The organism is Pseudomonas hefeiensis (assembly GCF_030687835.1).
Classification (GTDB): domain Bacteria; phylum Pseudomonadota; class Gammaproteobacteria; order Pseudomonadales; family Pseudomonadaceae; genus Aquipseudomonas; species Aquipseudomonas hefeiensis.
This window is the reverse complement of the sequence record NZ_CP117449.1, coordinates 2023175-2038209: the sequence shown is the minus strand read 5'-3', so window position 1 is coordinate 2038209 and position 15035 is coordinate 2023175. Positions and strand designations below refer to the sequence as shown.

The window sequence follows — 15035 nt, the reverse complement described above, 5'->3', positions numbered from 1 at the left end:
TCTCAGTGACCCAATCAATACAGCGGCCGACAAAGCGCTGTTAAGGAAGAGACCATGAGCAAAACTATCGCAATCATCAAGGGTGACGGCATCGGCCCTGAGATCATGCAAGCGACGCTACGCGTACTCGATGCCCTTGACTGCAATCTTCAGTACGACTTCGTTGAGGCCGGTTTGGAGGCTTTGCAGCAGCATGGGCAACTGATGCCGCCCGCGTCCATAGAGACGATCGCCAAACATGGTGTCGCACTCAAAGGCCCTCTGACAACGCCGATTGGCCGCGGCTTCTCATCGATCAACGTCCACCTTCGCCGCCACTTCGATCTCTACGCCAATGTCCGACCAGCGATCAGTTTCCCAGGCACCCGTTCGCGTTTCGAAGATATCGACATCATCACGGTGCGCGAAAATACCGAAGGAGCGTACCTACCAGAAGGACAAAGTATTTCGGAGGACGGCGAAGTCGCTCTGGCGAGCATTCGTGTAACACGCACTGCCTCCGAACGCATCGTGCGGTATGCGTTCGAGCTGGCTCGTAGCAAAGGCCGTAAGAAAGTGACCGCGGTGCACAAGGCCAACATCATCAAGTCTTGCTCCGGGTTGTTCCTTGAGGTGGCGCGTGAGGTTGCTGCGAATTATCCGGAAATCGAATTCCACGAGATGATCGTCGATAACGCCTGTATGCAGCTGGTGATGAATCCCCATCAATTTGATGTCATCGTCACCACCAACCTGTTTGGCGACATCCTTTCAGACTTGTGCGCAGGCCTGGTGGGTGGACTGGGCTTGGCGCCGGGGTCCAACATCGGCGCCGATGCGGCCATCTTCGAAGCGGTCCACGGCTCGGCACCGGACATCGCTGGCAAGAACATCGCGAACCCATGTGCATTGTTGTTGGCTGCCGCAGACATGCTTGATTACCTAGGCATGGTGGACAAAGGGACACGCATTCGTACAGCTATCCGCGTTGTTCTGAAAAGCTCCTGCGATCAAGTGACACCCGATATGGGAGGGACTGGTACAACTGAGTCCTTCGCTGACGCCTTGGTTGCCTACTTGCGTGACTAAATAGAGAATCAACAAACACGCGCTCCGTCCGAGTCGCCAGCTCAGTACGAGCTGGCGATTTTCTACGTGTGCTCCACTCTGACCTACCAGTAGGACAGTCTGCCGGATTGGATTAAATCTTCTTATACTCCACGGGCTGATCCGGCCACGCAGTCAACACCTCAAAGCCATCGCGGGTGACCAAGACCATATGCTCCCACTGGGCCGAGAGCGAAAGATCCTTGGTGATCACGGTCCAGCCATCCCCCAGCGTTCTTACACCGTGCTTTCCAGCATTGAGCATTGGCTCGATTGTGAAGATCATGCCCGGTTTCAGTCTCATACCTTCACCAGGGTTGCCATAATGACGGACCTGTGGCTCATCGTGGTAAACCATGCCAATGCCATGTCCACAGTAGTCACGCACTACGCTATACCCTTCACGGTGCGCCACGGTTTGAATGGCGTGACCGACATCACCGAGCGTGGCACCGGGGCCTACTGCATGAATGCCGGCACACATCGCCTCATAGGTCGTGTCCACCAGCCGACGAGCCTCTGCGCTTGGCTCGCCGACAAAATACATTCGGCTTGTATCACCGAACCAACCATCCTTGAGCACCGCGACATCAATATTGAGGATATCGCCATCCGAGAGTTCTTTATCTGACGGGATTCCGTGGCATACGACATGATTGATGGAGGTGCACAAGGTTTTGGGGAAACCGTGATAACCGATATTGGCTGGAGTGGCCTTCTGCACGTTGACAATATAGTCATGGCAGAGCTTATCAAGCTCATTGGTCGAAACCCCGGGCCTGACGTGAGGCGCAATCATGCTCAGAACCTCCGCAGCCAACTTTCCCGCAGTTCGTGACATAGCAATTAGTGCAGGCTTCATAGTGGTACTTTTACCCTCATTATGAACACCAGAGACTGGTTGGACGGGTGCTCATTCGCCGAATGCTGTGCAATTGCAGGAGCGCAGCATGAAAATTAATTCGACTTACTAAGTTCCACAGCACTCTACGGAAGAAACAATATTTTGTTACCGTAACTTTAGCGTTAATAGAAAGTCATTAAGCACTATTACTTGCTGCAACCGCGCTTGTAGGCGGACGGCAATGCACGAGGGTATGAGTGCGGAGCTTCAATACGCTCTTTTAGCTTTGCTGCGTAATCTTTTGCACCCTGCTCATTGCGGAATTGAATGCGCCTGGCTCCAATACACACGGACCATAGATTTTCACTCTGACTAGACAGATGCTCAATTCTGACGGACATGCCGACACTCCAAGGAAAAGAATTCAAAAATGAATTTCAGCAACCTTGATACCGATTTCTCGCAGCTCATGAATCAAATCATCAAGGTACCGAAAGGGTTCGATTTCTTCGTTGTCATTGACCAGGAAGAAGCTTCTTCCTGCATCCTTTTTAAAGAAGGCGATCCACTCCTGGGTGTTGGCCGGGTTGGCAATCAAATGGGTATCAAACTGAATGCCTTCAGCGTGTTTGGTTTTTACGTCCTCACGTTTCATACGGGTCTCCAAGCGCTCACGTATTGCTGTTCTCATGCATGTCTTTGCCTCCCGGCAATCGATCAAAAGACCTCGCCTCTGCCTGAAGCAAGGGCGAGCGGATTGCCTTTCCATTATCACTGCATGATAATATTATGCACATATGACCCCTTGGAGGCTAGTCATGAGCAGGACTGTCGAAGCACCTCAGTCACCTGGGTCCGAGTCGGTCCGCCCAATGCCGTGGCTTTGAGGGCGCACGGCCATGCGGCCAGTTTCCCGCGATAACAGGATTTGCCGGCCAGATCGAGAACAAGCGGAACCAAAGGGCTCTCACAATAAGTAGCGAGCTATCAATTCCAGACCTTGAAGGTGATTGTCTGCACAGGCTCCGAAATGGCTTACTTGACCGTGATGATTACCACCTTGAAGAGCACATATGGCGTCATGCGCAAAGGCTCCAGATGCGTACCTCGCAGCAGCGGATCTCCCTTGCTTTTGATTCAACGCGTACGGTTTCTGAATTTTAAGGACGACAGTCATCATGCGAAAAACAGAAATTGAGAAGCGCCTCCCGCTCAATGCTCCGACCCTGGAGCCAGGGCAACGACTGTTGGTTTGCCTTGAGCAATGCGTCGTCGTCCAGCAGCGAGAAACGAGAATCTATCAAGTTGTATTCGACCGAAAATCACCCAAAACAATTCGAATTTTTTGGGCAGAAGATGAGTGGATTTTCATCGGCAGGCATAAGCAAAATGCTGAGAAAGATCCTTCATTGGAGACCTTTGTATCAACGCTAAGAACTGGGCTAAAGACTGTCTGGCGATAAATACGGTTCTGATCTATAACACTCTGGGCCAAAAGCAGCCACTATGATGTGTTTTTCTGATCCAGCACAGAATGGCCTGCGTACGCCGCCTTCGGCAGCTTGCTGCTGCCGTGCTCATGGGGTATCGAAGAATTCGCATAAAATACGAGCTTAATTAGGATAATCGTAGGGATATAAATTTTATAAATCAGCATAATTTCATTGTAAAACAGATAGTTATTTTTCTATTCGAGTCCAGGTCGTGGAGCCAGACAGCAGTAAATCAAGCCCCTGAATTGAAAGATTCAGGGGCTTTTTTGTGGGTAAAAAAAAGTGCTGATGATTGAAAAGGCCTGCCGATGTCGCTGCCGGAACAATCAGTCAGGCCCGAACAGGCATCATGGTCTGAATCCTGCTTGAATTTTCCAGGCCCCGACCGTCACGTGCGCGTCATGAGGACCTCGCACACTGGCGTTGTCCGCCAACAACATCTCCATAACAACAAGGACGAAGGCATGCCCACGCAAAACCCCCACCGCAACACCGATCTGTGTACCTCCAGCAAGGTGTACAACACGCTGACTGAACTCAAGCACCTGGAAGGTCACCGCAGCGCCAAGTTTCTTTCGCTGCTGACGCAAAACCTGGTGCGCAAGGGCCTGCTCAACGAGCAGGAAGTGGTGCACATGCTCGATCTGGTCGTCGATTGAGCGGCATCGATTCCTACTATTGAAGCAGTTGATTTTTCCTCATCCCTACTGAGTCGTAAGGTAACCCCATCGATTGATGGAGGTTTCCCATGCCCAAGGTTCAAATCATGTCTGTCATTGGCAGTGCTGTGCCCGCCCCGCTCAGGGAACGTGGGCTGTTGGCCTGCTGGTATCTGGTGCAGGACGGCGTCACCATCAGCGGTCCGCTGACTTCATTGCCCGCCGCCAAGGCCCTGTCACAACGCATCGGCCCTTATCTGCTGACGGCCTAAGGCAGTCGCACCCGCGGCTTGCTTTCGACGAACAACGCCCAACACGACATGAACAGCGCGGCGATCAGCGGGCCGATCACAAATCCGTTCAGCCCGAATACCGCCAGCCCGCCCAACGTCGAGACCAGCACCATGTAGTCAGGCATCTTCGTATCCTTGCCCACCAGGATCGGACGCAGGAAATTGTCCACCAGGCCAATCACGAATATCCCGAACAGCGTCAGTACCACACCCTGCCAAATCGCACCCGAGAGCAGGAAATACAGCGCCACCGGCCCCCAGACAAGTCCCGCACCCACGGCCGGCAGCAGCGATAGAAAGGCCATCAGTACCGCCCAGAGCAATACCGTCGGAATCCCCAGTATCCAGAAAATCAGCCCACCCAACGCCCCTTGGGTGATGGCCACCAGCAGGTTACCCTTCACGGTCGCTCGCACCACCCGGTTGAACTTCAACTGCAGGCGACGTTTCTGGTACTCCGCCAGGGGCACGGCGGTACGGACCTTGCGCACCAGCTCAGGGCCGTCACGCAGGAAAAAAAACAGCAAATAAATCATGACAAAGAAACTCACCAGGAACTGAAACGTGCCCTGGCCGAAGCTGAACGCCTGGGTGGCGAAGAATTCGCTGCCTTGCATCGCACCTTTGACGATCCGCTCTCGCAGCCCGTTCAGGTTACCCAGCCCGAAACGGTCGAGCAGGTTCTGGAAGTAAGGCGGCAAGGCATCCCGGAAGCGGGCCAGATAATCGGCAATGTCCAACTCTCCGCTTTCCAGGCTCTTGTACAGCGCCGCCCCTTCCTGGACCAGCAACGTACTGATGACGATCACCGGCAAAATCGCGATCACCACACAAATACTCAAGGTGAGCAGCGCAGTAAGGTTGCGCTGCCAGCCGAACTTCAACTGCAGGCGGCGCTGCATCGGCGCAAAGACGATCCCCAGGATCACTGCCCAGAATACCGCGCCGTAAAACGGCAACAGGATCCAGATGAATGCAAGGGTAACCAGGATCAACAGCAGTATCTGGGACTTGTTTTGCAGGCTCTTTCGGTTCATTTCTTTTCCATATCCTTGGCGCGATAAACGTTAGTCAGCCAGGATTCGCCGGAGTGCCTTCACCTTCGCTCCCTGTGTTGATCCAGATCAATTGCGCCCGGAGCGTCGTGGCGTACTCTCGCCGCTTTTTGCGATCCGACGCCACCATGCCCTTCGTTGCCCCCGAACTGCTCGCCCCCGCCGGCACCCTGAAAAACATGCGCTATGCCTTCGCCTACGGCGCCGATGCGGTGTACGCCGGCCAACCGCGCTACAGCCTGCGTGTGCGTAACAACGAGTTCGATCACGCTAACCTGGCCCTGGGCATTGGCGAGGCCCAGGCCCTGGGCAAGCGCTTCTACGTGGTGGTGAACATTGCCCCCCACAATGCCAAGCTGCGCACCTTCCTCAAAGACCTGGAACCTGTGATCGCCATGGCGCCGGACGCGCTGATCATGTCCGACCCCGGCTTGATCATGCTGGTGCGCCGACATTTCCCGCAGATGCCGATTCATTTGTCGGTGCAGGCCAACACTGTGAACTGGGCAAGCGTCGAGTTCTGGCAACAACAGGGCCTGAGCCGCATCATCCTGTCCCGGGAGCTGTCCCTGGAGGAAATCGCCGAAATCCGTGAGCAGGTACCGGCCATGGAACTGGAGGTGTTCGTCCATGGGGCGCTGTGCATGGCTTATTCGGGCCGTTGCCTGCTGTCGGGCTACCTGAACCGGCGGGACGCTAACCAGGGCAGTTGCACCAACGCCTGTCGCTGGAAATATTCGGCGCAACCGGCGCAGGAAAACGCGGTGGGCGATATCGTGCAAACCTGGCCAGCCGAACCGACCCTGGGCCTCGGCGCGCCCACCGACCAGGTGTTCCTGCTCCAGGAAGCGAACCGTCCCGAGGAATCGATGCCGGCCTTCGAGGACGAGCACGGCACCTACATCATGAACGCCAAGGATCTGCGGGCCGTGCAACACGTGGAGCGGCTTGCCCGCATGGGCGTGCATTCCCTGAAGATCGAAGGCCGGACCAAGTCGCACTTTTATTGCGCACGCACCACCCAGGTCTATCGCCGGGCGATTGACGATGCCGTGGCCGGCCGGGAGTTTGATCGCAGCCTGATGACCGATCTCGAATCCCTGGCCCAGCGCGGCTACACCGAAGGTTTTCTACGGCGGCATGTTCATGATGAGTACCAGAACTATCAGAACGGCAGTTCGGTGTCGGAGCGCCAGCAGTTCGTCGGCGAATTGACCGGCCAGCGGCGCGAGCGCCTGGCCGAAGTCCGGGTCAAGAACCGCTTTGGCCTGGGCGATCACATGGAATTGATGACCCCCAAGGGCAACTTTCACTTCGACCTGCATCAGTTGCAGGACGTCAAAGGCCAGGGCATCGACGTGGCACCGGGAGACGGACATGTGGTGTACGTGCCGATTCCCGATGCAGTGGATCTGCGGTTCGGGTTGTTGATGCGCGATGTTCGGGAACCTTAGACACGTCAAAAAATCAGACAGACGCCACCGAACGGATGTGGGAGCGGGCTTGCTCGCGAATGCGGTGTGTCAGCCAATATATTCGCTCCTGACACTCCGCATTCGCGAGCAAGCCCGCTCCCACAGAGATTTTGTGGTGAGTGCAGGGTGCGTAAACTAACAATTTTTCAACCCGCGGCAGGAACTGCCGAAGGCTGCGATCCTCCTTTCCCGATAGGGCCCGGTTACCCAGGCGAAATATCCGGATCGAGCACGAAAGATCGCAGCCTTCGCCAGCTCCTGCTGCACGACTCAGATGCGGAACTGCCCCACCAGGTTGCCCAGGCGCTGGCCCAGATCGGCGAGGCTGCGGGAGGTCTGGGCACCGAGTTGAGTTTCGTCGGCGACACTGTCCACCGCCACGGCGATCTGGTGCACGCTGCGGTTGATTTCTTCGGCCACGGCGGTCTGTTCTTCAGCAGCGCTGGCGATCTGGGCGTTCATCGAGTTGATGGTGCCGATCAACTGCGCCATGGTGTCCAGCGACGCCCCCGCCTCGTTGGCCTGCACTGACGTGCCATCGCCCGCTTCGCTGGAGCGGCGCATCGCTTCCACCGCCGCGTGAGTGCCCGATTGCAGGCGATCAATCATGCCCTGGATTTCCTGGGTACTTTGCTGAGTCCGGCTGGCCAAGGCCCGCACTTCATCAGCCACCACGGCAAACCCGCGTCCTGCTTCCCCGGCACGAGCGGCCTCGATGGCGGCGTTCAGCGCCAACAGGTTGGTCTGCTCGGCGATCGAGCGAATCACCCCCAGTACGCTGACAATCGAAGCCACGTCCTGTTGCAAGCTGTCCAGGGACACGCCGCTGCTGCGAATATCGTTCACCAGTGCATGAATCTGCTGGATGCTGCCGGCCACCACACGCTTGGCGGACTGACCTTCTTCGTCGGTCTGCTGGGCCGCGACGGCGGCACCCTGGGCACTGCGAGCCACTTCCTGGGCGGCCGAAGACATCTCGTTGATCGCCGTGGCGACCTGGTCGGTTTCGTGACGCTGACGCTCCATGGCCTGCTCGGAGCGCTGCGCCTGCTCGGAAACCTGCGCCACCAGCCCAGTCAGCTGCGAAGTCATTTCAGTGATCTGCCGGACCAAACCGTGAATCTTGTCGACAAATCGGTTGAACGAGCCGGCCAGTTGGCCAAGCTCGTCCTGGCTGGTGATCGCCAGGCGTCGGGTCAGGTCGCCCTCGCCCGCCGCGATGTCATCGAGGTTGTCTTTCATCAGGTGCAGCGGCCGCAGGATGGCATTGGCGAGCAACATGCCCACCACCGCAATCACCAGCAATACCACGACAGCGATACCCACAATGCTCAGCAGAACGCCTTGCAGACGTTCTTGAACCTTGCCCTCAACCAGTGCTACCTGAGCTTCAATGCCGTCCAGGTTGACCGAGCTGCCGACCGCCATGTCCCACTTGGGCAGGTAGTCGGTGTAGCCGAGCTTTGGCACCAGTTCTTTGCTGTTTGGCAGTGGCGAGCTGTACTCCAGATAGTGGGTCCCGTCCTTGGCGACTTTCACCAGGTCACGGTTGACATAGACACCGTTGGGATCGCGGTTGTCCTTGAAGTTTTTGCCCACACCATCGGGGCTGTTGGCCTTGAATAGACGGACAGTTTCGGAGTCGTAACCGAAGAAGTAGCCGTCCTTGCCGTAGGTGACGTTCGACAGCAGCTTGATCGCCTCGGCCCGCGCGGCGTTATCCCCGGGTGCTGACGCATCGTACAACGGCTTGATGGCGGTAAGCCCCACCGCTACGTAATTCTGCAGCGTGGCCTTGGCGTCGCGGAGCAAGCGTTCGCGGGTTTGCTGGACCTCTTTGCCGGCCTGTTCCTTCAAAATGAAGGCCGTGGTCAGGCTGATGATAACGGCGGACAGCAATACCGGCAGTATTGCCAAGGACAGAACTTTAGCCTTCAGGCTCAGGCGCATACTGTTCACTCTTATCGGTTTTATGGCGTGGTTAACTGTGTTAACGGCACGGCGCGGGAAAACTGTAGGACAAGGTGAAGGGGCTTGCGCGAGTGGTCAGCTAAAGAGGTGCTGAATTGGGGGGCCCTATCGCGAGCAGGCTCGCTCCCACAGGGATCAGAAGAGTTCACGGGTTTCGTGTTCACAGAAGATCCAATGTGGGAGCGAGCCTGCTCGCGATGAAGGCGACTCGGTCCCGGGTTACAACACCATCGCCGCGACCCAGCCAAACACCAGCAGCGGCAGGTTGTAATGGATGAAGGTCGGAACCACGGTGTCCCAGATGTGATGGTGCTGGCCATCGATATTCAGGCCGGAGGTCGGGCCCAGGGTCGAGTCCGAAGCGGGCGAGCCGGCATCGCCCAGGGCGCCGGCGGTGCCGACGATGCAGACGATCGCCAGTGGGCTGAAGCCCAGTTGCAGGCACAACGGCACGAAAATCGTCGCCAGGATCGGCACCGTGGAGAACGACGAGCCGATACCCATGGTCACCAGCAAGCCCACCAGCAACATCAGTGCGCCGATGCCCTTGTTATGGCCGATCCAAGTCGCCGAGGTTTCCACCACCAGGCTCTGGACTTCACCTGTAGCCTTCATCACTTCGGCAAAACCCGAGGCGGCGATCATGATGAAACCGATCATCGCCATCATCTTCATGCCTTCGGTGAACAGGTCGTCGGTTTCGCGCCAGCGCACCACCCCCGATACCGAGAAAATCAGGAACCCGACCAGGGCACCGATGATCATCGAATCCAGCAGGAGCTGAATGGCAAACGCCGCCGCGATCGCCAGCCCCGCCACCAACAGGCTCAACGGGTTATAGCGTACGGTTACCTGTTCGGCCCTGGCGATTGTTTTCAGGTCGTAGACGCGTTTTTTGCGATACGTGAAAAACGCCATGATCAAGCCAAACACCATGCCCAGCGCCGGAATGCCCATGGCGTGGGTGATGTTGATGCCACTGACGTCCACGCCGCTGCGGGCGACATTGGCCAGCAGGATCTCGTTGAGGAAGATATTGCCAAAGCCCACCGGCAGGAACATGTAGGGCGTGATCAAGCCAAAGGTCATGACGCAGGCGATCAACCGACGGTCCAGCTGCAGCTTGGTCAGCACATAAAGAAGCGGCGGCACCAACAGCGGGATGAAGGCGATATGGATCGGCAGAATATTCTGGGAGGCGACCGCTACCGTTCCCAGCAAACCGATCAGGACCCATTTGACCGCCGAGCCACCGGCGACATCCTGGCGATCCACCATGGCCAAGGCTTTGTCGGCCAGGGCGTGAGCCATGCCGGACTTGGCAATCGCGACGGCGAAAGCGCCAAGCAAAGCGTAGGACAACGCCACCGTTGCCCCGCCCCCGAGGCCGGCATTGAACGCCTTGAGCGTGGCGTCGATGCCCAGGCCGCCAGTCAGGCCGCCCACCAGAGCGCCGATAATCAGCGCGATCACCACATGCACGCGGGACAGACTGAGCACCAGCATCACGCCAACCGCGGCAATTACTGCATTTATCATCATTACCTCAAAGCACAGCGATGGAGAGCCACCGGACAAAAAGGTCGCGACTTTGCAGGAAGCGGCGAGAAGCTGCAAGGGTCATGCGGCGGGTTTTATATCCGCAGCCGATCCACCTGTGGGAGCGGGGGGACACCGATATCTTGAGTCCAGCCCCAAAACCATTGTGGGAGCGAGCCTGCTCGCGATAGCGATCTGTCAGCCGGTATTGATGTGACTGAACCGGCGCTATCGCGAGCAGGCTCGCTCCCACAGGGCTACAAGCGAATGAGAGATCAGCGTTTGGGCAATATGATCATGACCTTCAGCCCGCCCCACTCGCTGTCGCCCAGCGCCAGCGTCCCGCCCCAGGTGTCAACGATGTCCCGCACGATGCCCAGCCCCAGACCGTGGCCGTCGGTCTGTTCATCAAGCCGCGTGCCCCGGCTGAAGACCTGATCGCGGCGGTCTGCGGGAATGCCTGGGCCATCATCCTCCACCGCCAGGCTGAACCCCTCGGCTGTCTCGGTCACGGTCAGGCGCACTTGCGCGTCGGCCCATTTGCAGGCGTTATCCAGCAGGTTGCCCAGCAGCTCCAGCAGGTCTTCACGATCCCAGGGCAGGTGCAGGCCGGGCGGCGCGACATAAGCCAGGTGCAAGTGCTCACCATGGATCATATTCAGCGTGGCCAGCAGCGCCGGCAGTTCCGCGTCGCAGTCAAGATGGGCGCCGGGCAAGGCGTCGCCGGACAGTCGGGCGCGGTTGAGTTCGCGGTTCAGGCGCTGACGGACCTGCTCCAGTTGTTCAAGCAACAGCTTGCGCAGCTCGGGGTAAGGGTCGAGTTTTTCATTTGAAGCCAGGCTTTGCAGCACCGCCAGCGGGGTTTTCAGGGCGTGACCCAGGTTGCCCAGGGCGTTGCGCGAACGTTTAAGGCTGTCTTCGGTATGGGCCAGCAAATGGTTGATCTGCGCCACCAGCGGTTCCAGTTCCCGCGGCACCTGTTCATCGAGTTGCGAACGTTGCCCGCGCTGCAACTGGGCGATCTGCTCCCGGGCTTTGTCCAGCGGGCGCAAGGCGCGGTGCACCGTGATGCGTTGCAACAACAGAATCAGCAGTAGCCCCGCCAACCCAAGGCCGAGACCGATCTGCTGCATGCGCAGGAAGCTGTCCCGCACAGGCGTGTAGTCTTGGGCCACGCTGATGGAAATCGCCTGGCCCAGACGCCGATAGTCGGTGCGCAGTACCAGCAGTTTTTGACCGTCAGGCCCCAGTTGCAGGTTGCTGTGCAGCCCCGGATGGTCGAGACGGGGCAACTCCTGGTCCCACAGGGAGCGAGAGCGCCAATGCGTATCGGCAAAATCAATGCGGAAATAATGCCCGGAAAACGGTCGCAGATAGGCCGGCGACAAGCGTCGCTCATCCAGTTGCAAACCTTGCGGGCCACGCACCAGGGCGACCAGCAGGTTCTCGCTGTCGTTGCGCAGCCCCGCCTCCAGATACCGCTGCAAACCCAGCTCGAACAGCCACAGGCTGGTCTGCGCCAGGACCAGGCCGACCACCACCATCACACCGATCAGGCCAAGGCTCAGGCGCCGCTGGATGGATCTCACAGCGCCTGCCCGCCGAACAGGTAACCCTGGCCGCGACGGGTTTCGATCACACTGCGGCCCAGCTTGCGCCGCAGGTGGTTGACATGGACTTCCAGCACATTGGAATCGCGCTCGGTTTCACCGTCATACAGGTGTTCGGCGAGATGACTCTTGGAAAGGATCTGCTCGGGATGGAGCATGAAGTAGCGCAGCAGGCGAAACTCGGCCGCGGTCAGTTGGATTTCAGTGCCGTCGCGGCTCACACACTGGCGACCTTCATCCAGATGCAGCCCGGCCGCCTGGAGCGTCGGCTGGTTGGCCTGGCCATGGGAGCGGCGCAGCAGCGCCTGGATCCGCAAGTGCAGTTCTTCGGGATGAAAGGGTTTGGTCAGGTAATCGTCGGCCCCAGCCTTGAGGCCTTCGATGCGTTCGGCCCAGGAACCACGGGCGGTCAGGATCAGCACAGGCGTGCTCAGGCCGCCCGCGCGCCATTGGGCCAACACTTCCAGCCCCGGCACACCCGGCAAACCGAGATCGAGGATGATCAGGTCATAAGGCTCGCTGCTGCCCTGATAAACCGCGTCGCGACCATCGGCGAGCCAATCGACGGCATAGCCCTGCCGCGTCAGCCCGGCCATCACTTCGTCGGCCAGAGGAACATGATCTTCCACCAGAAGCAGGCGCATCAGTCTTCCTCATCTTTGAGTAAACGGCCGGTCGCGGCCTCCAGGTCCAGTTCGCGCACGACGCCGTCGGTCGCCAGCAACTCGACTTCATAAATATAGACGCCGTGTTTTTCTTCCAGCTCGGCCTCCAGCAATTTGGCGCCGGGGTGGCGATCCAGTGCCTGTTGCAGCAAGTGTTCCAGAGGCAAGATCACGCCCTGCTGCCGCAATTGCAGGGCCTCATCCTGGTCCAGGTCGCGGGCAACGGCCAGCGAACAGAACACCAGCAGCGCCAGCGCCCAACGACTGCGGGGGCGTAAATTAAGCTTCATTACAGATCCTGATGATTCTTGAGCACCGTGCCGTCGACCGCGTCCAATTCAAGTTCCCAGTCAACGCCCTGGGCATCGCGCAGGTCCACCTGATAGATGTACTTGCCGTACTCTTGTTCCAGCTCGGTATCGGTCAAGGTGGCCCCAGGGTGTTTGGATAAGGCAGTGGCGTTGAGTTTTTCAATGGACAGAATGGTACCAGCGTCCTGCAGTTTTTTGGCTTCGTCGGCCGTGAGGTCTCGTGCGCTGGCCAAGCCACTGATGGCCATCAGGGTCGCGATGAAAAAGGCAGTCAGGCGGTTCATGGATTGTCTCCTTTTTTTGTAATCTTTACCGGGGAACTGTATCGGGGCGAACTTAACTGAAACTGAATTGCCATCATTGAACACAGATCAATGTGGGGGCGAGCCCGCTCGCGATAGCGGTCTGTCAGTTAACATTGATGGGACTGACGTACCCCTATCGCGAGCAGACTCGCTGCGACAGGGCTGATGCCGTTAAATTATCCGTTGCACCATTCGAGACCGGTATGACCGCCATCCACATCAAGTTCCCCGCCCTGACCCTCAAGGCCGGCCCTCGTGCTCTGGCGCGCATTCGCCAGGCTGGCCTGAACGCTGCCGATGTCGGCATTCTGCCGGGCGCCGCCGGTGGCCCCAAGGCCTTGGGCATTCAGGGGCTGGACCTGGCGCTGTTCGGCGAGTGGCTGCCCGCCGCGCCGCGGGAGCGCTCGCTGATCGGTGCTTCGGTAGGCTCCTGGCGCTTCGCCAGCGCCTGCCTGCCAGATGCCGCCGAGGGGATCCGGCGCCTGGGCACCCTGTACAACGAGCAAAGCTTTGCCAAAGGCGTGACCATGGCCGGGGTCAGCCAGAGTTCGCAGCGCATGCTCGATGATCTGCTCCAGGGCCGCGACACGTCGATCCTCGACAACCTGCATTACCGGCTCAACATCATGGTGGTCAAAAGTCACGGTTTGCTGGCCCAGGATCATCGCGGGCGGCTCGGCCTGGGATTGTCGTCGGTGATCGCCGACAACCTGCGAGGCCGAGCGCGCCTGTCGCGGCATTTCGAACGGCTGATCGTCCACGACCCACGCCGGGCGCCGCCGTTGCACCCGTTGAACGACTTTCCGTCACGCTTCGTCCCGCTGGCGGCCGGCAATCTGCGCCAGGCGCTGCTGGCATCCGGCTCGATCCCGATGGTGATGGAGGGCGTGCGCGACCTGCCCGGCGCCGGTGTTGGCACCTACCGCGACGGCGGCCTGCTGGATTACCACCTGGACCTGCCCTACAGCGGCGAAGACATCGTGCTGTACCCGCACTTCACCGACCGGGTCATTCCCGGCTGGTTCGACAAGGGCCTGCCATGGCGCCGGGGAAATACCGAGCGTCTGCAGGACGTGCTGTTACTGGCGCCGTCCCGTGAATACCTGGCGCGCCTGCCCTTCGGCAAACTGCCGGACCGTAACGACTTCAAGCGTTTCATGGGCGATGACACGAGCCGCCGCAAATACTGGCGCACAGCGATGGACGAAAGCCGCCGGCTCGGTGACGAGTTCCTTGAACTGGCGGCCAACGGTGGGCTGGGCGAGCGTTTGCTGACCCTTTAGTCAGCACGGTCGCGCAACGCCGGAACCAAACTGATAAACTCCGCCGCCTGCCTCGCGACCGCTACCTTAAAGAGCCTGAACCTGTGGAAATTTTCAAAGAATTCACCTTCGAATCCGCCCACCGCCTGCCCCACGTGCCGGACGGTCACAAGTGCGGCCGCCTGCATGGCCACTCGTTCAAAGTGGCGATTCACCTGAGCGGTGATATCGACCCGCACACCGGCTGGATTCGGGACTTCTCGGAGATCAAGGCGATCTTCAAGCCGCTCTACGAGCGCCTGGACCACAACTACCTCAACGACATCCCCGGCCTGGAAAACCCCACCAGCGAAGTCCTGGCCCAGTGGATCTGGAATCAGTTGAAGCCATTGTTGCCGGAACTCAGTGCCATCCGCATCCATGAAACCTGCACCAGCGGTTGCATCTACCGCGGCGAATAAAATCTG

The 15035-nt window shown here is 58.6% G+C and carries 15 protein-coding genes; 6 read left to right on the top strand and 9 right to left on the bottom strand.

All coding sequences use genetic code 11. The features are described 5' to 3' along the window. The first annotated feature begins 54 nt into the window (after nucleotides 1-54). Nucleotides 55-1068, top strand: a complete 1014-nt coding sequence (locus tag PSH57_RS08915) for an isocitrate dehydrogenase (RefSeq protein ID WP_305389051.1) — start codon at nucleotides 55-57, stop codon at nucleotides 1066-1068. Between the two features lie 112 nt (nucleotides 1069-1180). On the opposite strand, the gene map is transcribed toward PSH57_RS08915, so the two are convergent. Continuing rightward, nucleotides 1181-1948: a type I methionyl aminopeptidase gene (map, locus tag PSH57_RS08910; RefSeq protein WP_150784064.1), complete on the bottom strand. Its 768-nt coding sequence runs from the start codon at nucleotides 1946-1948 to the stop codon at nucleotides 1181-1183. A gap of 406 nt (nucleotides 1949-2354) precedes the next feature. Further along, entirely contained in the window at nucleotides 2355-2585 is a 231-nt protein-coding gene (locus tag PSH57_RS08905) for a hypothetical protein (RefSeq protein WP_150641276.1), read from the bottom strand. Between the two features lie 1302 nt (nucleotides 2586-3887). On the opposite strand from PSH57_RS08905, the gene PSH57_RS08900 reads away from it, so the two are divergent. Together PSH57_RS08900 and PSH57_RS08895 are read left to right on the top strand one after the other, a co-directional pair. Further along, entirely contained in the window at nucleotides 3888-4082 is a 195-nt protein-coding gene (locus PSH57_RS08900; protein WP_305389048.1) for a hypothetical protein, read from the top strand. A gap of 89 nt (nucleotides 4083-4171) precedes the next feature. Beyond that, nucleotides 4172-4354 (top strand): hypothetical protein, encoded by a 183-nt coding sequence (locus tag PSH57_RS08895; RefSeq protein ID WP_305389046.1) that lies wholly within the window; start codon nucleotides 4172-4174, stop codon nucleotides 4352-4354. On the opposite strand, the gene PSH57_RS08890 is transcribed toward PSH57_RS08895, so the two are convergent. Next, nucleotides 4351-5412 (bottom strand): AI-2E family transporter, encoded by a 1062-nt coding sequence (locus PSH57_RS08890; RefSeq protein ID WP_305389045.1) that lies wholly within the window; start codon nucleotides 5410-5412, stop codon nucleotides 4351-4353. The two genes, PSH57_RS08895 and PSH57_RS08890, sit on opposite strands and share 4 nt — an antisense overlap. Nucleotides 5413-5558: 146 nt before the next feature. Between PSH57_RS08890 and trhP the strand changes: the two genes are divergently transcribed. Next, nucleotides 5559-6884 (top strand): prephenate-dependent tRNA uridine(34) hydroxylase TrhP, encoded by a 1326-nt coding sequence (gene trhP / locus PSH57_RS08885; protein WP_305389044.1) that lies wholly within the window; start codon nucleotides 5559-5561, stop codon nucleotides 6882-6884. Between the two features lie 291 nt (nucleotides 6885-7175). Here trhP and PSH57_RS08880 read toward each other — a convergent pair whose 3' ends face one another. The 6 genes from PSH57_RS08880 to PSH57_RS08855 form a co-directional block, all read right to left on the bottom strand. Continuing rightward, nucleotides 7176-8855, bottom strand: coding sequence for a methyl-accepting chemotaxis protein (locus PSH57_RS08880; protein ID WP_305389043.1), 1680 nt, complete (start codon nucleotides 8853-8855; stop codon nucleotides 7176-7178). Nucleotides 8856-9095: 240 nt separating this feature from the next. Then, nucleotides 9096-10412, bottom strand: coding sequence for a Na+/H+ antiporter family protein (locus tag PSH57_RS08875; RefSeq protein ID WP_305444914.1), 1317 nt, complete (start codon nucleotides 10410-10412; stop codon nucleotides 9096-9098). A 278-nt stretch (nucleotides 10413-10690) separates the two neighbouring features. After that, on the bottom strand, nucleotides 10691-12004 hold the full coding sequence (locus PSH57_RS08870) for an ATP-binding protein (protein ID WP_305389042.1): 1314 nt from the start codon (nucleotides 12002-12004) through the stop codon (nucleotides 10691-10693). Then, on the bottom strand, nucleotides 12001-12669 hold the full coding sequence (locus tag PSH57_RS08865) for a response regulator transcription factor (protein WP_305389041.1): 669 nt from the start codon (nucleotides 12667-12669) through the stop codon (nucleotides 12001-12003). The genes PSH57_RS08870 and PSH57_RS08865 overlap by 4 nt, the downstream gene beginning before the upstream one ends. Continuing rightward, the gene (locus tag PSH57_RS08860; RefSeq protein WP_092400368.1) at nucleotides 12669-12980 is read right to left on the bottom strand and encodes a PepSY domain-containing protein; all 312 of its coding nucleotides are present in this window, start codon (nucleotides 12978-12980) and stop codon (nucleotides 12669-12671) included. The genes PSH57_RS08865 and PSH57_RS08860 overlap by 1 nt, the downstream gene beginning before the upstream one ends. Continuing rightward, nucleotides 12980-13285 carry a PepSY domain-containing protein gene (locus PSH57_RS08855; protein WP_305389039.1) on the bottom strand — a complete coding sequence of 102 codons (306 nt, stop codon included), beginning with the start codon at nucleotides 13283-13285 and terminating at the stop codon, nucleotides 12980-12982. The genes PSH57_RS08860 and PSH57_RS08855 overlap by 1 nt, the downstream gene beginning before the upstream one ends. 224 nt (nucleotides 13286-13509) lie before the next feature. Between PSH57_RS08855 and PSH57_RS08850 the strand changes: the two genes are divergently transcribed. Together PSH57_RS08850 and queD are read left to right on the top strand one after the other, a co-directional pair. After that, entirely contained in the window at nucleotides 13510-14589 is a 1080-nt protein-coding gene (locus tag PSH57_RS08850) for a patatin-like phospholipase family protein (RefSeq protein WP_305389038.1), read from the top strand. 83 nt (nucleotides 14590-14672) lie between these two features. Next, entirely contained in the window at nucleotides 14673-15029 is a 357-nt protein-coding gene (gene queD, locus PSH57_RS08845; RefSeq protein WP_305389036.1) for a 6-carboxytetrahydropterin synthase QueD, read from the top strand. The last annotated feature ends 6 nt before the right edge of the window (nucleotides 15030-15035 follow it).